Source organism: Bradyrhizobium commune (genome assembly GCF_015624505.1).
GTDB classification, from domain to species: Bacteria; Pseudomonadota; Alphaproteobacteria; order Rhizobiales; family Xanthobacteraceae; genus Bradyrhizobium; species Bradyrhizobium commune.
This window is the reverse complement of the sequence record NZ_CP061379.1, coordinates 652,466-673,255: the sequence shown is the minus strand read 5'-3', so window position 1 is coordinate 673,255 and position 20,790 is coordinate 652,466. Positions and strand designations below refer to the sequence as shown.

General features: G+C 61.1%; 21 protein-coding genes. 9 read left to right on the top strand and 12 right to left on the bottom strand.

Annotated elements, in window-relative coordinates:
• Window positions 1–198: 198 nt before the first annotated feature.
• Entirely contained in the window at window positions 199–1,008 is an 810-nt protein-coding gene (locus tag IC761_RS03165) for a DUF3108 domain-containing protein (RefSeq protein ID WP_195804532.1), read from the bottom strand.
• A gap of 587 nt (window positions 1,009–1,595) precedes the next feature.
• Here IC761_RS03165 and rpmB point away from each other — a divergent pair.
• From rpmB to IC761_RS03140, 5 genes are all read left to right on the top strand, one after another.
• The gene (gene rpmB, locus IC761_RS03160) at window positions 1,596–1,904 is read left to right on the top strand and encodes a 50S ribosomal protein L28 (protein WP_195801855.1); all 309 of its coding nucleotides are present in this window, start codon (window positions 1,596–1,598) and stop codon (window positions 1,902–1,904) included.
• Window positions 1,905–2,151: 247 nt separating this feature from the next.
• Window positions 2,152–2,838, top strand: a complete 687-nt coding sequence (locus IC761_RS03155) for a hypothetical protein (RefSeq protein WP_195801854.1) — start codon at window positions 2,152–2,154, stop codon at window positions 2,836–2,838.
• A 2-nt stretch (window positions 2,839–2,840) separates the two neighbouring features.
• Window positions 2,841–3,944: a hypothetical protein gene (locus tag IC761_RS03150; protein ID WP_195801853.1), complete on the top strand. Its 1,104-nt coding sequence runs from the start codon at window positions 2,841–2,843 to the stop codon at window positions 3,942–3,944.
• Window positions 3,941–5,212 carry an HD domain-containing protein gene (locus IC761_RS03145; protein ID WP_195801852.1) on the top strand — a complete coding sequence of 424 codons (1,272 nt, stop codon included), beginning with the start codon at window positions 3,941–3,943 and terminating at the stop codon, window positions 5,210–5,212. Before IC761_RS03150 ends, IC761_RS03145 begins: the two co-directional genes overlap by 4 nt.
• Window positions 5,200–6,357 (top strand): DNA methyltransferase, encoded by a 1,158-nt coding sequence (locus tag IC761_RS03140; RefSeq protein WP_195801851.1) that lies wholly within the window; start codon window positions 5,200–5,202, stop codon window positions 6,355–6,357. Before IC761_RS03145 ends, IC761_RS03140 begins: the two co-directional genes overlap by 13 nt.
• Window positions 6,358–8,291: 1,934 nt before the next feature.
• On the opposite strand, the gene IC761_RS03135 is transcribed toward IC761_RS03140, so the two are convergent.
• On the bottom strand, window positions 8,292–8,849 hold the full coding sequence (locus IC761_RS03135; RefSeq protein ID WP_195801850.1) for a hypothetical protein: 558 nt from the start codon (window positions 8,847–8,849) through the stop codon (window positions 8,292–8,294).
• Entirely contained in the window at window positions 8,846–9,424 is a 579-nt protein-coding gene (locus IC761_RS03130) for a ComF family protein (RefSeq protein WP_195801849.1), read from the bottom strand. Before IC761_RS03130 ends, IC761_RS03135 begins: the two co-directional genes overlap by 4 nt.
• A 108-nt stretch (window positions 9,425–9,532) precedes the next feature.
• On the opposite strand from IC761_RS03130, the gene IC761_RS03125 reads away from it, so the two are divergent.
• Window positions 9,533–9,772, top strand: a complete 240-nt coding sequence (locus IC761_RS03125; RefSeq protein WP_195801848.1) for a hypothetical protein — start codon at window positions 9,533–9,535, stop codon at window positions 9,770–9,772.
• An 80-nt stretch (window positions 9,773–9,852) separates the two neighbouring features.
• Here IC761_RS03125 and IC761_RS03120 read toward each other — a convergent pair whose 3' ends face one another.
• From IC761_RS03120 to IC761_RS03110, 3 genes are all read right to left on the bottom strand, one after another.
• Window positions 9,853–10,131, bottom strand: a complete 279-nt coding sequence (locus IC761_RS03120) for a DUF1488 family protein (protein WP_195801847.1) — start codon at window positions 10,129–10,131, stop codon at window positions 9,853–9,855.
• A 165-nt stretch (window positions 10,132–10,296) separates the two neighbouring features.
• Window positions 10,297–10,593, bottom strand: a complete 297-nt coding sequence (locus tag IC761_RS03115; protein WP_195801846.1) for a hypothetical protein — start codon at window positions 10,591–10,593, stop codon at window positions 10,297–10,299.
• Window positions 10,586–10,852, bottom strand: coding sequence for a hypothetical protein (locus IC761_RS03110; protein WP_195804531.1), 267 nt, complete (start codon window positions 10,850–10,852; stop codon window positions 10,586–10,588). Before IC761_RS03110 ends, IC761_RS03115 begins: the two co-directional genes overlap by 8 nt.
• Window positions 10,853–11,129: 277 nt before the next feature.
• Here IC761_RS03110 and IC761_RS03105 point away from each other — a divergent pair, with 277 nt between their 5' ends.
• The 3 genes from IC761_RS03105 (at window position 11,130) to IC761_RS03095 (ending at window position 13,581) form a co-directional block, all read left to right on the top strand.
• A complete protein-coding gene (locus tag IC761_RS03105) occupies window positions 11,130–11,501 on the top strand; it encodes a hypothetical protein (protein ID WP_195804897.1) in 372 nt (123 codons plus the stop codon).
• A 312-nt stretch (window positions 11,502–11,813) separates the two neighbouring features.
• Entirely contained in the window at window positions 11,814–13,136 is a 1,323-nt protein-coding gene (locus IC761_RS03100) for a T6SS phospholipase effector Tle1-like catalytic domain-containing protein (protein ID WP_195801845.1), read from the top strand.
• Window positions 13,137–13,329: 193 nt separating this feature from the next.
• Window positions 13,330–13,581, top strand: coding sequence for a PilZ domain-containing protein (locus tag IC761_RS03095; protein ID WP_195801844.1), 252 nt, complete (start codon window positions 13,330–13,332; stop codon window positions 13,579–13,581).
• Window positions 13,582–13,760: 179 nt separating this feature from the next.
• On the opposite strand, the gene IC761_RS03090 is transcribed toward IC761_RS03095, so the two are convergent.
• From IC761_RS03090 to cobS, 6 genes are all read right to left on the bottom strand, one after another.
• Window positions 13,761–14,168, bottom strand: coding sequence for a hypothetical protein (locus IC761_RS03090; RefSeq protein ID WP_195801843.1), 408 nt, complete (start codon window positions 14,166–14,168; stop codon window positions 13,761–13,763).
• 126 nt (window positions 14,169–14,294) lie between these two features.
• Entirely contained in the window at window positions 14,295–15,407 is a 1,113-nt protein-coding gene (locus tag IC761_RS03085) for an NADH:flavin oxidoreductase/NADH oxidase (RefSeq protein ID WP_195801842.1), read from the bottom strand.
• Window positions 15,408–15,552: 145 nt separating this feature from the next.
• Complete coding sequence (locus IC761_RS03080; protein WP_195801841.1) at window positions 15,553–16,251, bottom strand: hypothetical protein; 699 nt, start codon at window positions 16,249–16,251, stop codon at window positions 15,553–15,555.
• A 171-nt stretch (window positions 16,252–16,422) separates the two neighbouring features.
• The gene (locus tag IC761_RS03075) at window positions 16,423–17,484 is read right to left on the bottom strand and encodes an esterase-like activity of phytase family protein (RefSeq protein ID WP_195801840.1); all 1,062 of its coding nucleotides are present in this window, start codon (window positions 17,482–17,484) and stop codon (window positions 16,423–16,425) included.
• Window positions 17,481–19,382, bottom strand: coding sequence for a cobaltochelatase subunit CobT (gene cobT, locus IC761_RS03070; RefSeq protein WP_195801839.1), 1,902 nt, complete (start codon window positions 19,380–19,382; stop codon window positions 17,481–17,483). The genes IC761_RS03075 and cobT overlap by 4 nt, the downstream gene beginning before the upstream one ends.
• A gap of 144 nt (window positions 19,383–19,526) precedes the next feature.
• Window positions 19,527–20,510, bottom strand: coding sequence for a cobaltochelatase subunit CobS (gene cobS / locus IC761_RS03065; RefSeq protein ID WP_438265078.1), 984 nt, complete (start codon window positions 20,508–20,510; stop codon window positions 19,527–19,529).
• Window positions 20,511–20,790: the final 280 nt, after the last annotated feature.

Sequence of the window (20,790 nt, the reverse complement as noted above, 5' to 3'; positions counted from 1 at the left end):
AAGGCACCCAACTTGATTTGTCGAAAACAACCCCATGCACAGTAGAAACGGGCGGCGCGGGAATGGCGGGGTGTCGGCGGCTAAGGTGTTGAGGGGATGGAGATATCGTAGCCCGCATGGCGCGGAGCGGAATGCGGGGAGCCAAAGGCGAAGAATCCCGGATTGCGCTGCGCTCCATCCGGGCTACGGCGTGTGGGCCTACTGCGTCTTCGCAACCCGCGGCGGCTGGGCGGTGGTGATGAAGCTGGTCGCTTCCAGCATCGCCGGGCCCAGCGGCGTCGGGACCTTCAGCCAGAACGGGACCAGGATCCGCGTGCCGGCCACCGGCGCGAACGCGATCTCGATGTTGCGCTGGGCGGCGAGGTATTTGATCACGGGGCGGTCGGGGATGTAGCCGGCCACAGGCACGAAATAGAGCGAGCAGACCACGACCGGGCCGTGATAGCCCTTCTCGGCCTTCACGGTCTCCATGCGCTTGAAATCGAGCTTGAGCTCGTAGCGCATGCGGCCGTCGAACACGGGCGCGCTGCCGTGACAGGCCTCCGGCGACAGCGGATCGCCGTTTCCAGGCACGCGCACCAGCGAGGCCGTCATCGGATCGAACACGCCGCGGCGATGCGCGTCGGTGACGACGATGCGATCGGGATCGACCGGCGGCTCCGGAATGATGCCGAACTCCTTCACATTGCCCTTGTCGAGGGTGATGTGGATCTCTTCGGTCTTCTTCGAGGTGGTGGTGGAAGCCTGGTAGGCGCTTGCGACCAGCGCGCCATTGACCACGCGTCCCTGCGAGGCGCCGGTGCCGGAGCCGCCCGCGAACGACTTCAAAATCCCCGTGGTGCCGCCAGAGGCCGCCGCCGAAAACACGTCGTCCTGGATGTCGATATTCCAGGCGCCGCGGCCGACCGGAATGCCGGACAGCGTCGCCTCATACTGCGCCTCGAGCTTGCCTTGCGCCGCCGCCGGCCGGGCTTCCCACGCCATCGCGAGCCCGCAAAGGGCCGCCAGAGCCAGCCGGCCGATGCTGTGCAGCCGGGGCAGATGAGGGGTCAGAATGTCCACAAAACCATCCAATGGGGACGTCAGGCCTTGTTAGTTAAGCCAAAAATGGCGGGACACAATGTGCAAGGATGTCCGAGATGCCAAAACGACGGAACCTGGCCGGACTCTTCGGGTGCGAATGCGCCCTTTATGTGATGGTAAGGGGTTTTAAACATTGCCGTTTTGGTGATCGGGTAGGCCACGGGCGCCGATACCTCTCCCGCTTGCGGGAGAGCATAGGCCGCCTTCGGCGGCCGTCCTCCAGAGAACGCCGAGGCGGAGCCTCGGCTATGCGTAGCGCGGGTGAGGGCTCTCTCCTCTGGGGGACACTTCGCGCGGCTGCCCCTCCGCGGAGGCACCCTCTCCCCAACCCTCCCCCGCGGGCGGGGGAGGGAGCGCACCTTCCGGGTGGCATGATTCCCCGGCCAAAAACTTGACGCCAGCCGTCATCCCCCCTATACGTCCGCCGCTCCCTGCAAGGACAGAGAATTTGCCCCCGTGGCGCCCCGAATGGCGGCCGCAACTCGTTGGGGGTCAGGATAAGGATTTATGACATGTCTCGCCGCTGCGAACTGACGGCCAAGGGCCCCCTCGTCGGCCACAAGGTCAGCCACTCGAACATCAAGACCAAGCGCCGCTTCCTGCCGAACCTCGTCAACGTGACGTTCATCTCGGAAGCCCTGGAGCGCAACGTGCGCCTGCGCGTCTCGACCAACGCGGTCAAGAGCGTCGACCACAATGGCGGCCTCGACACCTTCCTGCTCAAGGCCAAGGCCGACGACCTGTCGCCGCGCGCCCTCGAGCTGAAGCGCGCCATCCAGAAGAAGGTCGGCGAGACCGCACCGGTCAAGAAGGCCAGCTAAGAATTCTAGAGTTGGGCGGGGGCTAGGTTGCGTCGCGTGGCGTAGGCTTAGCCAGTAGCGTTTTGCGTTGCGGCCGGATCGAAAGATCCGGCCGTTTTTGTTTAATTTCGGAAGAGCCGCTCCGCATCGAAGCATTTCAAGCTGTGGGGAGCAGATCCCATGGCGGAACCACAGGTTTAGAATCACTAGCAACGCTGATACGATCCAGAATTGCGTTATTCTTGCTGCGGCAGCATTTGGAGCCGGGATGATGGACTGGTCTGTCCTACCAGCAATGAGGCTAGAGGCCGGCTGCGCCGTGATGTTTTCCGGCGGGCGCGATTCGACTATTGCCGCCGCTCGGCTTAGCCAAGCTGGCACCACCACATTTCTAATAACGATTTCCTCCGGTCACCTTGTCGGGATCCAGAGAGTTCGCCAACGGATTCGGGAGATGAATGCAATACTTCCGCCGTCAACCCGCTGGCTACATGTCAAGCAGCCGATGGCGCTCAAAACCGATACTTCGTTTTACGAGAAAACCTGCCTGCCCTGCCATCATTCTTATGTTGTGGCGTCTTCTGTCCTAGCTGCTCGATTGAAGATTCCAAATCTTGCCTTCGGCTATGCGAGCTATCAAAGCTCCTGGCCGGAGCAATCACCTATTGCGATCACCCGACTTAGCAGCATCCTTGCTCGCCATGGCATCAAATTAGTATTGCCCGCTTACGATCTCATTTCGCGGGAAGAAGCCGAGAAAACATTACAGAAGCTGGGATTGAGCAGCGAATCATTGGAACAAAAGTGTCTTCAGCAGGTATCGAACGTCTCCCTCTCTGACGATATACTTCGTCAGCAGGTCGACCTCTGGGGAAGCGCCATCGATGCGTCAATTTCCAAGCTAAGCGAGATCGAAGTGGAAGTTCTCGAAGACACTATGATCGAGAATGTCTAGCGATGACAACTCTTACGATCGAAAATCCGTGGCCGATACTTACAGCCACCGCAGGCTTGGTAGCATTTCATATTGGGCTATACACTCTAGTGGGAAGGGAGCGGAAAGCCCCTTTTGTTATAAACGATATCTTCCCAGTATTCTTGCTTTGCCTACTAGTCGCGATCACAACCACTGCCGCCTTCTTCATGCCGGCGGCTTGGACAAGTTATGCTTTGCAAGTTGCGGCCGCAATCTTCCTAACAGCGTTGGTCGTTTCGCTCGTTGTCGTCTACAGAACCACCATCAGGTTCATTTATTTCGTCGACAAGATCAATCTCTTCCACTTACCTCTCGTTCGGCCGTTGAAGCGGTTTTGGTCGCTCGTAAATCCAAAGCCTAACTATTCAAACAACGCGCTGCCGATAGATGCCGACCTTCTGAGAAAGATTCTATCTGTCCTATCTGACTTCGGCCTCGATCTATCTAAGAACTCGCCTGCCAACCAATCGTTGTCTTCCATTGGAGTTCAAGTCGAGAGGCTTGACGCCTCAAGAAAGCTTCTCGTCGCCCTAAGCGCCGCATTCTTGCGTCATGAAAATTTTGTTCAATACGTGACCGCCGCGAACCATCCCATAGACTTCATCGCCAATCTTCAAAAAGAGATGGGTCAAGACTGGCAAGCTCGCGCTGGAAATGTAATTGCCATCGATGCCTATTCGAGCCATTTCGCCTTCATCGATTCGATCTATGCGAAGAAGGATCGTGATTTTGCAGGGACCGGCGCGCGATTGATCCAATCAAAGCGGACTTACGCGGGCATCCACAGCGCTTCGTCGGCCGCCTTTAAGCTATTCAAAACGAATGCGAACAGCGAAAGCAGAAAACCGGCCCTGGTCATCTACGAATTCACTGGAGCTCTCACAGACTTGGAATCAGTTGAGCAGTTTCGCATCTTCCTACGTCATGTAATCCCCTCCGAGAAATTGTGGGGCGGCATGCTCACCGTTTTCGTCGAATCCGGACTGGGAGATAATGAATGGCGGCTGCTCAAAACGTACGTTGACATCGCTGGAGACGTAAACTTTCTCTCCAATCCAGAAACGACAATGGAGGCAGGGAGATGAGCTCTCATCCACATCGGCAGTATATTGACCCATTATACGGATCGATCGACCTCAACGAACACCTAAACAATCTGGCGCAAAGACCGATCGTTCAGCGGCTGCGCCATGTCCGGCTGTCGAACGTTGATTCGATAGATATGCCGTCGATCGCAAACCTGTCTCGCTTTGAACATGTGCTTGGCGTCGCTCATTTATCGACTTTGCTAGCGCTCAGACCAGCACTGAATCACGACGAACGGCTGCTGCTCGATGCGTCTGCGCTTCTGCACGATTGGGCAATAACCTCGTTCGGTCACCTCACCGAAGAAGCGCTTCAATATGTGGGAACGAAGTTCTCCCACGAGGAGCGCCTGCGGGAAATACTGCTAAATTCCGACGAGGAGCTCCTAGGAGCGGATCTTCAGATCATTTTGGGTCGCGGGCCCGGCCTCCGAGAGTGGGCGAGTGTCTATTCCGGCCGCAACGTCGAAAGTACGTTGCGGGCTATAATGGACACGATTCAAGGAGGTGGCCCTCTCGGGCGCATCATCTCTGGCGACATCGATATTGACAATATCGATAACGTCTATCGCATGGCTTATCACATGGGTCTTCGCGTCGATTTCGCTGTTCCGGAACGACTCGCGCGATCCTTGGTCGGCGTCACGGACTCAAGCCGGCAGCCAATATTCCGTAAAGAAGCACGCCAATTCATCATCTCTTGGCAGGAGGCGCGAAGAAGCGTCTATGAAAATCTAATGCTGGCCGAGAGAGACTTCGTTGGGAAGCTGATGTTGCTCTATGCGACCGTCAGAGCCTTTGAAGCAGGTGAAATTCGGGTCGACGACTGGCGGATGTTCGATCAGCAGTTCATTGCTAGATTGCTGGACAGTTCGACAAAGGAGGTAAGAGAAGCGGCCGAGCGTTGGATGGTTGGCGAACTTTGGACCTCGACACCTTTGATCTGGTTCAAAGGCAAGAGACCGGCCTATCCAAAGCTACTTGAACTTTCTCTACATTTGTCATCGACACTCGACAGAACTTGTTTCGCTTACGGAATACAAGACAAGCGGGAGCGAGCAGTCGCAGCGCACTTTGACAGCGGTGAAGCAGAAACCTTCGGAAAAGGGTCGAACCAATGGCTGCTTGGAGTCGGATCACCTCTTAAACGCCCATTTACCCACCGTGAACTGAAGCTTTTGATCGAAAACGTTACATCACGTCTCGGAACCGAAGTAATCCACGACCAGACTGCAACCAGCTCAAACGGCCAAGCGTGGCTCCTTTAGATCTAACTCGACTTGAACGGATCGACTGGAATTTCCCAAGGGCGACCACCCTCCGAGGATCTGTTCAGTCAATCCATTGGTTTCCCGGCAATTTCATCGGCCAAATCCCATCCGCATTAATCCAAGTTCTTTCCAATCCTGGTGACTTAGTCCTCGACCCATTTGCAGGGAGCGCGACAACCGCAATCGAAGCGCTGAAATTGAAACGCAAAGTTATTGCGTCTGATCGGCTGTCAGCGTTTCGGCTCATTGCAAATGCAAAACTTGCGCTCCTTACGAATGGTCTGAACAACGACTTTTTGACTCGCCTCCGAAACAAGCTCGTCTTCGAACAGCAGTGTCGCACGTCAACGATTGGCTGTCGCGGGGAAGGAGGCAATCCCGACCTGTCCAACTGGTACTCCGACGACACGCTCAGTCAGCTCAAATTCCTTTGGAAGGAAGTTGAGAATGCCCCTCCCAAGGAGGGTTTAGTTTTGCGAGCGATCTTCTCGGACATTCTATTTCAATGCGCTTCGACACCAGGATCAAAGACTCGCACAGGCAAGAAACGACGTCACCACTGGGGTTGGGTCGCCGACAACGTACACCCTAGAACCCTCGTGAATCACAATGTCATTGAGCTCTTTCGGGAACGTGTCGAAGCTCTCCCTCGGCAAAGTTCGTTTGAGCAATTCAATCTACATCACGCACTGGTCGTGCAACAGGACGCTCGATCCCTTGCAATCACAAATAATGCAGTCGATTTGATCGTGACGTCTCCGCCCTACATCGGAATGATCGACTACACCCACGCCAATCGGCTACTTTACTTGTGGATGAACTGGCCTCTTGTCGATGAGCGAAAGGATGAAATCGGAGCCAGGTATCGGCGCAGTCGTCGAAACCTTTTAGCGGAATACACGAAGGATATGGAAACGTGCCGCGACGAAATGTACCGCGTTCTCCGAAAACAAGGTCTTTGCGCGATTGTGCTTGGAGAATCCCAAAAATATCCAGGGACAGCGACTCAGATATTTGAACTTTTCTCAGAACTCATGCCGCTCGTTTGGGGGCCTCTGCCACGCACGCCCACCCGTCGCCGGGTATCAGATCGGCTGGCGGCGGAACCAATCGAGCATATAGCGGTCTTTCAGAAGTTATGATCATCGCTATTTTCGGTAAATCGAAAGTTGGAAAAACGTCCTCAGCAGCCGCTCTGTCTATTGCTTCTGGCTTTCCAATCAGATCGTGCGGTGATGAACTCAAAAGCACTCTTGCCAAGAGAGGAATAAGTGGCGAGGTGCCAGAAGAGATTCACAGAGACATCGACCAACAGACGATTCACTGGGCGACGTCCTCACCAGGGGAGGTTCGCTTGGTAGAGGGTCGTTTTCTAAATTATGTGCTCTCTGGCCTCACCCAGCCCATCTATCTAGTCAGATTAACCGCGTCCCCTGAAGTTCGGCTGGCGCGTCTACGAGATGTGAATATCGGGATTGACGACCTTCTTGGTCTTGACCAAGGAGATGAATCCTTCTGCAATGCTTTTTACGGTGGCCATTTACCGCTAGCCCCAGCGGTCACGGTCGACACGTCATATCTGACGGTGCAGAGTTGCGTAGAACGTCTCACAAACCTCATACAGGAGCAGCTGCGACCTTCCTGAGCAAGCTGCACCCTTATCCTGCGATGGTGGCGGACGAATTGGCAACGTCCCTAGCCAGGCGGTTCGTACCTCCGAACTCAAGAGTACTGGATCCGTTCTGTGGCACAGGACGGCTCCTAGCTGCCGCAAAAAACGCAGATCTGTGCGTTGGCTTAGACGCAAATCCTCTTGCTTGCCTTCTGTCAGAAGCGAAGTTCTCTCTCGCCAGTAGTGAGAAGATTCAGCGCATTCGAGAGGGACTAAACAAAGCGCGTTCTACCGAGAGCTATGGGCAGGTACAATTTTCGCTTGAGCGCAAGGTCCAATGGTTCTCCAACCAGACTTTGAGGGAACTGGGGAGAATAATTAGCTGGATCAACCGAAAGCGGCTCGCAAGACCCGAACTTCTCGTGGTCGCCGCAGCCCTCAGTGCTACTGCGCGGCAAGTCTCATACGCAAGAACTAGCGGCTGGAAGCTGCATCGGATGAGCGCGGAAGAGCGAGCAGAATTTCGACCTTGTGCTTGGAGCATCTTCGACAAGCGCCTGAAATACTGCGCGAAGCAACTAGCAGACGAGATTAGTCTACCAAAGGCCACGATTACGTGCGGTAATGCAAAAGCTTTGCTATCGTCAGAGCACGCAAGGTTTGATGTCGTCCTCACGTCACCACCATACGGAGATTCTCGCACAACGGTACAGTACGGGGCGGCATCCTCGCTGTGTTTGGCCATCGTCAGCCGTCTCAAGGGGCTTTCTAGACTGGCTGTTCGAGGAGGGGACATCGACGGCAGATGCCTGGGAGGCGTCGACGCGAGCAAGACTGAGCTGCCGCTAAGGAATTATTGGGCGGGAAACGCTGATAGCAAGCTCGGCAGAATGGTTACCCGGTTTCTTTCAGACTACGCAATAGTTTGCCGACATCTAGCCAACAGCTTGAAGGTTGGCGGGGAGGCCGTATTTGTCGTGGGTAGACGGTCAACAGGCGGCTTTCGCCTGCTGCTCGATCAATTTACGATCGACTGCTTCAAGGCCCGGGGCTTTAGGCTGGTAGCCGTCGAACAGAGGAGGCTTCAAAATAAGCGGGTCCCAAGATCTATTAATCGATACGGCCGTAGCGAGCGAAGACGGCTCGAACGTAGAGCACGCACAGTGACAATGGACAGCGAAATCATTGTGGTCTTACGTAAAATGAAAACCGCACGCTCGACAAAAAAGAAGATGGGCCGGATTACATAACTTCGTGTCCCGATGCTTTGGACTGCTCAAATCGGCCGACAGACCTCACCCGGCTTCTACGTTCGTCGTCATTTTCCGCTACACTCGCCCCGGTAGCATCACCCGGAGGGGCGGACCGTGGAGCACGACGGCCAGCACGAGCACAACAGCACACCAAAAACCTCGTCATCTGCCGCGACGGCACCGGCAACGAGATCTCGGAAAACATCACCATCTAGAGATTGAATGCCTGCTGGGTTCGATTCGCTTTCTTCAAACGATCGGGCAGCGCGACTTTTCGACCGAGATCGTCCAGGATTTCGTCATCGCAATTGCTGAGAAGACCGATCAGCTCGTTCTCGTTCCTGAAGTTGTAAAACTGCTTCTCGGGAGCGTAGTAGACGACGACCGTCTTCTTCTGCGCGACGAGCCACAGCATGTTCTGGACCGAGCCGGAGCTCTTGCCGTCCCACAAGACAAACCCGAGATCGGCAACCCTCGCCATCTCCCGGTCTTTTTGGGCGTAGAAGTCCCGCCCTTGCAGCTTCGCATCGACAATGACGTTTCGGATCGGCCAGTTTCCGACGTTGTTCCGCGGCGCATCTCCAACGAAATACACTGTGACATCGGAATAACCCAACTCGTGCAGATAGGACTGCATGGCCCTGTCTGCACCATTGGCATCGCCAGTGACGATCGTCAGCCCTTTCTGGACCATGTTTTCCAGCCGGCTGCGAACCTCATTTCCAATACGGCTGATCTTTCGAGAGCCTGACAGGAAAACGGTGGTCATCGATTGCTTCTCGTTCTGGTCATTGTCAAGACGGAGACCTGCGCTGCTTCACCTTCCTTATATAGCAAATCGGTCGCGACGCGTAGCGTCGAACCTGAACGGTAGAGATCGTCGACCAACAATACTTTCTTGCCTTTGAACTTGCCTTGAGAGGGGTCCAATTTGAGGGCTTCATCGAGGAGTTCCTTGCGCGCGATCGGGTCGGTGACACCCTTTAGTTCCTCGTCGCCGCTATTGGTGAGCGCGCCTGTCGCGACCGCGACCTTGCGCCTCGCGCCGAGCGCCTCCGCGATCAGCTCAACCGGCTGGACCGGACGGTTCTTCTTTGTTGGTGGAATGGGAATGATGAAATCAAACCCTTCGATTCCCTTGATGTCGTCGAGCAGGGCAACGATCGGCTGAACCTTGGATGTATCGCCCTTGTATTTGAGCTGATACACGAGCTCGCCCATCTCGCTGCGCGCATTGTCGAAACGATCGTGACCGAACTCATCGGTCCCGAGGTGGGTGCTTGATACGGTATGAAGATCGTAGGCCTTGCCCGATTTCCAGTTGCCGTCCAGGTTGATGACCATATGCCCCTCTGCGATCCATGATAGAGTGTATATAGTACATTCAATCTATGGATGTTGACAGCATTTCGCCAAGGCCACGCGCTGCCCGCCCGGATCGGAGGACTTCAAATGAAGACGTTCGAATTCAGCATCATCGCCTCCGGCCTCGATCCGCAGGCGGAGGATTTCGAGCAGCGCTTCTATGATGCCGGATGCGACGACGCGGCGATCGCTTTCCAGAAGGGACACATCATCGTCGACTTCAGCCGCGAGGCGGAATCCGTCAGCGAGGCTATCGCGACCGCGGCGCGGGACGTGCGGGCCGCCGGCGCCCACATCGACCACGTCGAGCCCGATCCGCTGCCATGAAGGGAAGCCTGAAGGCCTACGAGAAGGAGCTCGACCGGGCCGCGTGAGGCGTGGGATCACGCGCCGGAAGCTTCATCCCCCTACCCCCGAAAATCAATGCTCCGCAGCACGATCCCCGGCGGGGTGCCCTCGAACTCCGTCGCGTGATACTTGCTTGCCGCGCGCGCTTCGATGCGGTCGCGCAGGCGCATGAACTGCTCTTCGCGCTCGTTCGGCCGCGCGCGCGGGCCGCGTTCGAGATCGTCCATGGCGGAGGTCGAGATCGCACAGGCGATCTCCCTGCTGCCGTCCTGCATCGAGAACTGGACGATCCCCCGGTCCTGTTCGTGGCCGACAAAGCGGCCGCTGGTGAGGGTCATGGGTGTACTTCCTTCCATACGATCGGTGCGCTCCCTCTCCCGCTTGCGGGGGAGGGTCGGGGTGGGGGGTGTCTCCGCAATCGACACTCCCCAAAAGGAGAGAGCCCTCACCCGCCACGCTCTTCAAGCGCGGCGACCTCTCCCGCGAGCGGGAGAGGTGCCCCCTCAGCTGTCGCCGCTGAGCCTGGCGAAATCGTCGAACAGGGCGGCCACCAGCGCGCGGTGCCTCGTGTCCTCGGCGGGCAGGCTCGCGGCGTAGAGGTTGAGCAGATAGCGCGCCTTCGCCGCCGCGTCCGGCCAGGACGACGCGGGCACCGTGAGCAGCTGGTTCTCCAGCGCGGTCTCGCGCTCGCGCAGCTCCTTGAGATTGGTCTCGACCTCGGCCAGCGCGCGGCGCAAATCGGTCGCCTTCTGCGCGGCCATGCCGCGGTGCTTGTCCAGATCGACGGTATGGTCAGTCATTGGCGGCACTCGCGTCGATCCGCTGGGCGTCCGCCAGGTCGCGCGCGAGGATCGACAGCATCTCGACCGAACCGGGCAGGCCTTCCACGGGGACGACGAGCGACGTGCCGACCCGCCGCCAGGCCGAGAACGTATAGCCCTCCACCGTCTCCTCGTCGGCGATCACCTGATAGGCGCCCGCAGGCAGCAATCGATCGATGCCGTGGACGTGGAACGGATGACGGAAGGTGACGGTTTCGCGCCGCGAACGGATGGTCATGCGTGCCTGCCTTACCTCGCGAGAGCGGCCCCAACCGACACCGGCGATCGCGAGCATGCGCTTCCCGCACGGCAATAGCCAGTACTATCGTCGTCGCGCCGAGGCCGCAGCGCACACGCCGTTTTAGTCCTCGCTATTGCAGCGCTGCGGGCGTAGGCTCGCCTGCATCACCGCATCTTTCGTGACGGCATCGACCGGTGACTGAGGGTCACGAGCGCTCCCGCCGAGAAACCAGTCGCTGGAGCATGACGTCGTCGTGCTCGCGCAGGAGCACGCGATGGCAAGACCGATCCGCGTGCCATATCTCATCTGGGCGACCGGCGAATACGGCAGCGCCAATCACGGCCGCAGCAACGCGACGGTCGCGCTCCGGCTGGCGCGAAAGCTGCTGCGCGACGGCTACATGGACGTGCGCGTCTGCACACCGCGCGGACGCGTGCTGCAATCGGACGAGCTGGACGAGCTCAGACCCCAAGACAGATCTCAAGACAACTCTCAAGAGGAGACCGACGCCATGGCCAAGGGACAGCAACGCAGCAATCGCGAAGCCAAGAAGCCGAAGAAGGACAAGGCCAAGGCGATCGCCGCGGCCCCGAGCCGCAAGGAAGCGGCGTGGCAGCCGGATTTCGGGCCGGCGAAGAAGAAGTAAGGGGGAAGGCGAGCGGCGTGTAGAAGCTGCGCTCCCTCTTCCGCTTGCGGGGGAGGGCTGGGGTGTGGGGTGCTTCCGCAATGGACACTCCTTATGAGGAGCGAGCCCCTACCCGGCGCTACGCGCCGACCTCCCCCGCTTGCGGGAGAGGTTGAGGAGCCCGCGGCCAAATCGATCCCATCAAGAGCCATCGCACTCGCGGCCGGACACCGCGAGCACGACAGCCAAAATGGCCCGCCTCCACCCTCGTCTCCTCGCCGTCGCGCTTTTCCGCTATGCTCGCCCCGATCGCATCACCGGGAGAGGCGGACCGTGGAGCACGACGGCCAGCGCGAGCACGAGACCAAACCGAAAAACCTCGTCATCTGCTGTGACGGCACCGGCAACGAGATCTCGGAAAACATCTCCAACGTCCTGAAGCTCTATCGCTGCCTGTGCAAGACGGACAAGACCGTGCCGCGGCAGATGGTGTTTTACGATCCCGGCGTCGGCACCATGACGGAGCCGTCGACGTGGGGTCGCTGGAAGTCCAACATCAAGCTGGTGCTGGGCCTCGCCACCGGCTACGGGCTCGACGACAATGTGCTCGCGGCCTATTGCTTCCTGGTCGCGCACTACGCGCCGGGCGACCGCATCTACATGTTCGGTTTTTCGCGCGGTGCTTACACGGTTCGCGTGCTGGCGGGGCTGATCCACAAGGTCGGGCTGATCTCGCCGGAGCAGGCCAACCTCGCAGGTTCGGGCCTGATCGCCTACAAGCAATATTCCGGTACCGGGCGCGGCAACGACATCGAGGACCTCAAGGACATCGCGGTCGACGACCAGGGGCCGCTGCCGAAGGACCGATTCGACCTCGCCGCGCAATTCGCGCGCATCACCTCGACGCGCTGGCCGACCGTGCATTTCATCGGGGTGTGGGACACGGTGGCGAGCGTGATCGTGCCGCGCGCCGACCGGCTGTACTGGCCGAGCCTGGAGGAGCTCGCCTTCACGCTGCGCAATCCGAGCGTCCACATCTTCCGCCAGGCGATCGCGATCGACGAGCGGCGCTGCATGTTCCGCCTGAAGGCGTACGAAGAGCCGCAGGAGTTCTGGCGCAACCGCTATGTGCGGGACGAGACGAAGGAGCCGCAGGACATTCTTCAGGTGTGGTTCGCCGGCGTGCATTGCGACGTCGGCGGTGGCTATCCGGAGGCCGAGAGCGCGGAATCGAAATATCCGCTGATCTGGATGATCGACGAGGCGGCGAAGGCGGGGCTGAACTTCAGCCAAAGCACCGTGAATCAGCTCGCCTGGGGCATCCAGCGCAAGAGCTCGCCGTTCCAATACGTCGCGCCCGCCTATACCGGCAAGACCGGCACGCTGCACAATTCGATGACGGCGCTCTGGCGCGTGCTGGAGTATTTTCCGAAGAGCGCGACCTACAAGGAATGGCCGGAGCGGACAGTGGTGCTCGGCTTCTACATCCCCGATTGCGAGCCGCGCGTGATCGGCGAGGGCGCGCATGTGCATGAGAGCGTGCTGAAGCGGATGGCGGCGGAGCCGGACTACCGGCCGGTGAATTTGCCGAAGAGCTACGTGACGGTGCCGATGCCGGTGGGGCCGGTGGCGGCGGAGGAGAGCGTGGCGGGGTGATGGTGGCCGCGTCGCGCCGCATCGTTCCTTCTCCCCTTGTGGGAGAGGGGAAGACCCCACCCCGCTACCGCCACTTTCCGCACCTGCCGCTACTTTTCATTAAAATTCTCGCCCCGACCTTAGCGTGATCGCATCACCTCACCTGCATCATGGCGTCCAAGACCTCCGCAAGAACAGCGGAGATGGAGGACACGTGTCACAGCATCCCCGGAAGTTTGCCCGCGTGAAGCCCGCCGGCCTGGTCTCCCGCCAGGCCAAGATCATCACCGACCCGCGCGCGCCGGTCATCGTGTGCACGCTGGTCGACTATTCGCCCGGCGGCGCCTGCGTCGATCTCGGCGGGCAGGTGAAGATCCCCGATCGATTCGAGCTGCTGCATGTCAACACCAAGAAACGCTGCCGCGTGGCGTGGAAGCGCGGGACCAAGGTGGGCGTGGTGTTTTAGGCGGACCGCATCGGCTTACTTCCCCTCTCCCCTTGTGGGAGAGGGTGGCTCGCCGCGCAGCGGCGAGACGGGTGAGGGGTTTCTCTCCCCACGTGAACCTCGCGCAGCATCGCTCGCAGATGCAACCCCTCATCCGGCGCTTCGCGCCACCTTCTCCCACAAGGGGAGAAGGAAGAAAGCTACTTTCGCATCCGCGCCTTTGTCCCCGCGACGATCTGCATCGCCACGCCCGCGATCCAGGCCACCAGCACCAGCCAGCTCAGCGCGCCGTCGGCCTCCAGCCGCAGCACGATGACGGCAACCGATGCAAGTGCTGCGAAGGTGGCGCATAGCGTGCCGGCGGAGCTCAGGAATTCCGCGGCGTCGATCTGGCTATGGGCTTCGTCGAAGGGGAGCTGCGGCGTGTCGATGCCGAGATAGAAGCCGACCACGCCGAGCAGCATCATCAGCACCAGAAAGCCCTGCGTGGTGAGTGGCGGGATCGCCGAGCCGACATAGGCGCCCACAAACAGGCCGCAGGCCGCGCCCGCCATCGCAAGGCCAACACGCTCCAGCACATGGGCTGCTTTGCGGACACGGAAACGCATGGCGGGCCTCGGGGGCGTTGAGTGTCGCGGAGGTTAGGCCTGTTTTGCGGCGGGTGGAAGCTAAGGAGGGTTACGGATGCGTGAGGTGGGAGCTCGCCCTCCCCGGCAAGCGGGGAGGTGAAGAAATCACCGCGCCCCGAAGCTGGTCTTGCCGAACAGCTCCTTCTGCGTCGAGGGCTGCGAGCGCCAGTATTGCGGCGGGGCTTCGACCACGCCGCCGGTCTCGGCCGCCGCGTGCCAGCCCCAGCGGGGGTCGTAGAGCATGCCGCGGGCGAGCGCGACCATGTCGGCCTTGCCGGACGCCACGATCTCCTCGGCCTGTTTCGGCTCCGTGATCAGGCCGACGGCGATGGTCGGCAGGCCGGTCTCGCGGCGGATAGCATCCGCGAACTGCACCTGATAGCCGGGGCCGAGCGTGATCTTTTGCTGCGGCGAGACGCCGCCGGAGGAGGCATCGATCCAGTCGACGCCGCGCGCCTTCAACGCCTTGGCGAATTCAATGGTCTGCGCCAGATCCCAGCCGCCCTCGACCCAGTCGGTCGACGACACCCGCATGCCGACCGGCTTGTCGGCCGGCACCACCTCGCGCACCGCGTCGTAGATCTCGAGCGGGAAGCGCATGCGGTTGTGCAAGCTGCCGCCATATTCGTCGGTGCGCTTGTTGGAGATCGGCGACAGGAACTGATGCATGAGATAGCCGTGCGCGCCGTGCAGCTCGATCGCGTCGATGCCGATGCGCATCGCGCGCTTTGCCGCATCGACGAAGGCCTCGCGGATGCGCTTCAGGCCAGCCGCATCGAGTGCGACGGGTGCGGCCTCGCCCTCCTTGTGCGGCACGGCCGACGGCGCCACCGTCTGCCAACCGCCTTGCGCTTCCGGAATGAGCTGGCCGCCGTCCCAGGGCCGCGCGCTGGAGGCCTTGCGGCCGGCGTGCGCGAGCTGCATCGCGATCGCCGTGTGCGAATGTTTGCGCACGGAAGCGAGGATCTGCTTCAGCGCGGCTTCGCAGGCATCGCTGTAGAGCCCGAGACAGCCCGGCGTGATGCGGCCGATCGCCTCGACATGGGTGGCCTCGATGCAGAACATCGACGCGCCCGACAGCGCCAGATTGTTGATGTGGGTGAAGTGCCAGTCATTGGCGACGCCGTCATCGGCCGAATACTGGCACATCGGCGACACCACGACACGGTTCTTCAAGGTCAGGCCGCGCAGCTTGATCGGGGAAAACAGGGCGCTCATGCGGGGGGATCCGGGGATGGGAGGAATGGAAGCGATTGCATGAAGATTAGTGGGGGAATCGCGAAATGCCAGTTGCGCGGGCGGCATGGCGGCCCGCGGGGCCATGCATTGCGGGCGTCATGTGATCACAAGATGGGGAGCCGTCTCACTCCTGAAACGGAAACTTGCCCGGCTGCAATTTGCCGATGCTGATGGCGTTGGCGTTGCCGATGTCGCAATCGGCCTCGGCGGAGAACTGGATGGAGACACGGCCGTCGTCCATCTTGGCAGCCTTGCCGAGCGCCCCGAGCTTGTCGGCGAGCGTGGCATCGTCCTCGACGAAGACGCGGTCATCGGTGAGGTGGAAGCGGCGCGGCGCCAGCCATGTCAGCGCCGGCACGGAGGTGCGCATATCGCCGTCATTGGCGCGATCGACAATGCGGCTGGTCGCGTCGCGGAACAGGTCCGGCCCGTCGACCAGCTTCGCGCTTTTGCCGTCGATGGCATAGAGGTTCAAGGTGACGATGTGGCGCTCGCTGCGGAACGACACCGCGACATAGCGCGAGTCGCTCGACCAGGTCGCGTGGAAGGCATCCGGCGCCGAGTCCAGGATGTTGTCGTCGTTGACATTGTCGAGCGTCGCGAGCTTGCGATGGCCGGGCTCCGCCATCAGCGAGAGGCGGAAATTCTCGCTTCCCGCGTCGCCCTCGCCATGCGCCGCGACGGAATATTTCCCGTTCGGCGCGCGGCCGCCGGTGATGATGGCGTATTCGCCCTTGCCGTATTTGTGCTCGGCGGTGGCGAAGGCCGGTGACGAGGCAGCGAGCGTAAGGATCAGGGCGAGGATGGCGCGGAGATGGGGCATGAGAATGTGTCGTGGCGGCAGGCGGGAATGTTCAACTCCGGTGTCGTCCCGGCGAAGGCCCGGACCCATAACCCCAGGGAGGAGTTTGACGAAGACTCTATGTTGGTACTGCTACCGCCTACAATCGATAGACCTCGCGGTATGGGTCCCGGCCTTCGCCGGGACGACAGCCTACTCCACCAGCGTGAACTGCAACAGCAGCGTGCGCTGGAGCAGCGAGAAATTGTCGTCCGAGATCATGGTCAGCACGGTCTCGCCCTCCGCCGAGACGTGGGCGTCGATGCCTTCCATGTTGTCGATCTCGTGGCCGAGATCGGCTGAGAACAGCTCGGCGCCGTCGACCAGCGCACCCGGCGCGATCGACTTCAAGGGGATCGCGCGGATGCGGATGTTGACGCCGGTGAACCAGGAGAATTTGCGCTCCAGGATCAAAAGCTCGCCCGAGGGCAAGAGCACGGCATCGCTGATGTCGAACTTTTCGGTGCGGCGCACGCTGAACTGGCCGGGCGACGGGCCGCCGATCAGGAAGGCGACGAGATTGCCGCTCGCATCCAGCCCGCGTTCGGAGAATGCGATCAGCGTGCCCGCGAGCGGCATGCTCACGTCTTTGCCTTTCGGCACGAACACCAGCGCCTCCAGTCCCTTGTTGATCGGCAGCTTGCGCACCGCCGCCGGCGTCGGGATCACCTCGCCGCGGGCCCTTGTGCCGCCCTTGGCGAAATCGAACCGCATGATCTGGTTGACGCGTTCGAGCCCGACATAGACGTAAGAGCCGTCGCGCGCGAGCGACTCGGTGTCGTACCAGAAGCGCTTCTCGGTGATCGGCCGGCCTTCCGCATTGAGGATTGGGGCGGCCTCGACGTCGTCGAGCCCGACCATCTTGTTGCCGGCATAGCGGATGCGGCCCGTGAACCAGGCGCCCTGGTCGGAGAGCGCGAGGAAGCGCTCGCCGCTGGTGTCGAGGAAGCGCAGGCCGGACAGGCCGCCAAAACCGCGATAGGGCGAGGTCAGAACGAGCCCGCTGCGATACTCCAGCGCGCCGAAGCGCGTGCGCGAGCGGTCGCGCGGCTCGAAATGGGGAATCGGCCGGGCGTTGACCTCGATGGCCGCGGGCTCGGTGACGGCGTGCTCGATCTGCGACGTCTGCGCCTGCGCGTGACGCGAGAGAGCGAGAGTGGACAATCCCGCCGCCGCGTGGCCGAGAAAGCTGCGGCGGGACGATTGCGTGCTCACGAATGCAGTTTGCGACGCGGGCGACTGGCCGGTTGCGTGGGCGCGGTGTTGGTTTCGCTGAACAGCTCGGCGAGCTTTTCGGTGATGGCGCCGCCGAGCTCTTCGGCGTCCACGATCGTCACCGCGCGGCGATAATAGCGCGTCACGTCATGGCCGATGCCGATCGCGATCAGCTCGACCGGCGAGCGGGTCTCGATCTCCTCGATGATGTGGCGCAGATGCCGCTCGAGATAATTGCCGGGATTGACCGACAGCGTGGAATCGTCGACCGGCGCGCCGTCCGAGATCATCATCAGGATCTTGCGCTGCTCGGCCCTCGCGAGCAGGCGCTTGTGCGCCCAGTCCAGCGCCTCGCCGTCGATGTTCTCCTTGAGGAGACCCTCGCGCATCATCAGGCCGAGGTTCTTCCGCGCGCGGCGCCAGGGGGCGTCCGCGGATTTGTAGATGATGTGGCGGAGATCGTTGAGACGGCCGGGATTGGCCGGCTTGCCGGCGGCCAGCCACGCTTCGCGCGATTGCCCGCCCTTCCAGGCGCGGGTGGTGAAGCCGAGGATCTCGACCTTGACGCCGCAACGCTCCAGCGTGCGGGCGAGAATGTCGGCGCAGGTTGCGGCCACCGTGATCGGGCGTCCCCGCATCGAGCCGGAATTGTCGAGCAGCAGCGTCACCACGGTGTCGCGGAACGTCGCCTCCTTCTCGTGCATGAAGGACAGCGGATGATAGGGATCGGTGACGACGCGCGACAGGCGCGCGGGGTCGAGGATGCCCTCTTCGAGGTCGAACTCCCAGGCGCGATTCTGCTGTGCCATCAGGCGGCGTTGCAGCCGGTTGGCGAGACGGGCGACGATGCCCTGCAGATGCGCGAGCTGCTTGTCGAGATAGGCGCGCAACCGCTCCAGCTCGTCATGGTCGCAGAGGTCTTCGGCGGCGATGACCTCGTCGAATTTCGGCGCGAAGGCGTGGTATTCCGGCCCGCGCGGCTCGTTCTTGCCGTGCGAATTCGGACGCGTCGCCTCGCCCGGCGTCTCGTCGTCGCCGAGCTCGCCGTCGTCGAACGTATCAGACGTCGAGGCCTGCGCGCTTTCCATCGCGCTCTCGCTCATGTCCTCTGACGTCGCCTGCGCCTGGTCGGCGCTCATCTCCTGGGCGGCGTCGGAGTCCGGCGAGCCTTCGGCGCCGGACTGGTCGTTGTCGCCGTCGCGGTTCTCGTCGTTGTCGTCATTGTCTTCGCTGTCGGCGTTGCGCTCGTCACCGAGCTCGAGCGCCGAGAGCAGATCGTGCACGGCATCGCCGAACCGGGTCTGGTCCTCGACCAGCCCGTCGAGCCGGTCGAGCCGCTTGCCGATCTTGTCTTCGAGAATCGGCCGCCAGAGATCGACCATCTTCTTTGCGGCCGTCGGCGGCGCCATGCCGGTGAGGCGTTCGCGCACCAGCATCGCGAGCGCATCCGCCAGCGGCGCATCGGCGCGGTCAGTGATCTCGTCGAACTTGCCGCGATGGAAGTGATCGTCGAGCATCGCGGTGAGATTCTTGGCGACGCCGGCCATGCGGCGCGCGCCGATCGCCTCGACGCGGGCCTGCTCGACCGCCTCGAACACGCCGCGCGCCTGCGGATTGCCCGGCATCAGCTTGCGATGCAGCTTGGCATCGTGACAGGCGATCTTCAGCGCGATGGAATCGGCGTGGCCGCGCACGATCGCGGCATCGCGCTTCGTCATCTTGCGCGCCGGCTCGGGCAGCCGTGCCTTGCCCGGCGCAAGGCCCGGCCGCTCGGCGGCGAAGCTCACTTCGAGCTCGGGCGATTTCGCGATCGCCTTCAGACAGGATGCCACCGAGCGCTTGAACGGCTCGGTCGGCGCTTCCTTGCTGTTACGGAATTTGGAGTTCGACGTCGTCATCTCGCCCTTACCCGTCGTCCCGGCGAAGGCCGGGACCCATAACCACCGGCGATCATTACGTCAGGAGAAATTACCCGCGTCGCTTGATCGAGATATCACGCGGTATCGGTCCCGGCCTTCGCCGGGACGACACACCGGGAGATATCAGCTCAGCGCCACGTTGACCGCCGATTCCGGCAGCTCCGCGTTGAAGCAGCGCTGGTAGAACTCGGCGACCAGGGGACGCTCGAGCTCGTCGCACTTGTTGAGGAAGGTGACGCGGAAGGCAAAGCCGATATCGCCGAAGATATCGGCGTTTTCCGCCCAGGTGATCACCGTGCGCGGGCTCATCACCGTCGACAGATCGCCGTTGGCGAAGGCGTTGCGGGTCAGATCGGCAAGGCGCACCATCTTGTTGACGATGTCGCGGCCTTCCTGGGTGCGATAGTGCTTGGCCTTCGCCAGCACGATCTCCACTTCCTCGTCATGGCTGAGATAGTTCAGCGTGGTGACGATCGACCAGCGGTCCATCTGGCCCTGGTTGATCTGCTGGGTGCCGTGATAGAGGCCCGAGGTGTCGCCGAGGCCGACCGTGTTGGCGGTCGAGAACAGCCGGAACGCCGGATGCGGCTTGATCACCTTGTTCTGGTCCAGCAGCGTCAGACGGCCGGAGACCTCCAGCACGCGCTGGATCACGAACATCACGTCGGGCCGGCCGGCGTCGTATTCGTCGAACACCAGCGCGATGTTGTGCTGGAGCGCCCAGGGCAGGATGCCGTCGCGGAATTCGGTGACCTGCTTGCCGTCGCGGACCACGATCGAGTCCTTGCCGACGAGGTCGATACGGCTGATGTGGCTGTCGAGGTTGACACGCACGCAGGGCCAGTTCAGGCGGGCGGCGACCTGCTCGATATGGGTGGATTTGCCGGTGCCGTGATAGCCGGTCACCATCACGCGGCGGTTGCGGGCGAAGCCGGCGAGAATGGCAAGCGTGGTGGCGCGGTCGAAGCGGTAGTCGCTGTCGACTTCGGGCACGTGAGGATCGACTTCGGAATAGGCCGGCACTTCGAGATCGCTGTCGATCCCGAACACCTGGCGCACCGACACCTTCATGTCGGGCAAACCGGAAACTTCCTCAACTTTGGACATCGCGGCGGTCGTCATCAATCCTCCGAGGCCCCGGGCGATCCCGAGACCAGTTATTTGCACGTTGGCTGCGGCTGGGTGCGTCTGCGAACGTATCAGAGACAAGTGGCCGGCAGAAGCCCATGCGCCAATCAAAGTTCCGTTGTCTTTTCATTCAGATAGGCAAGGAACGCGATTTTGGGAAGGCTGCCCTGCGAATCGCGCCCGAATTTCGAACCAGGGACAGGCGGGCTGCGCCCGCGGATGGCACTTTTACGGCCACTGCTTACTTATGTAGGGTCTG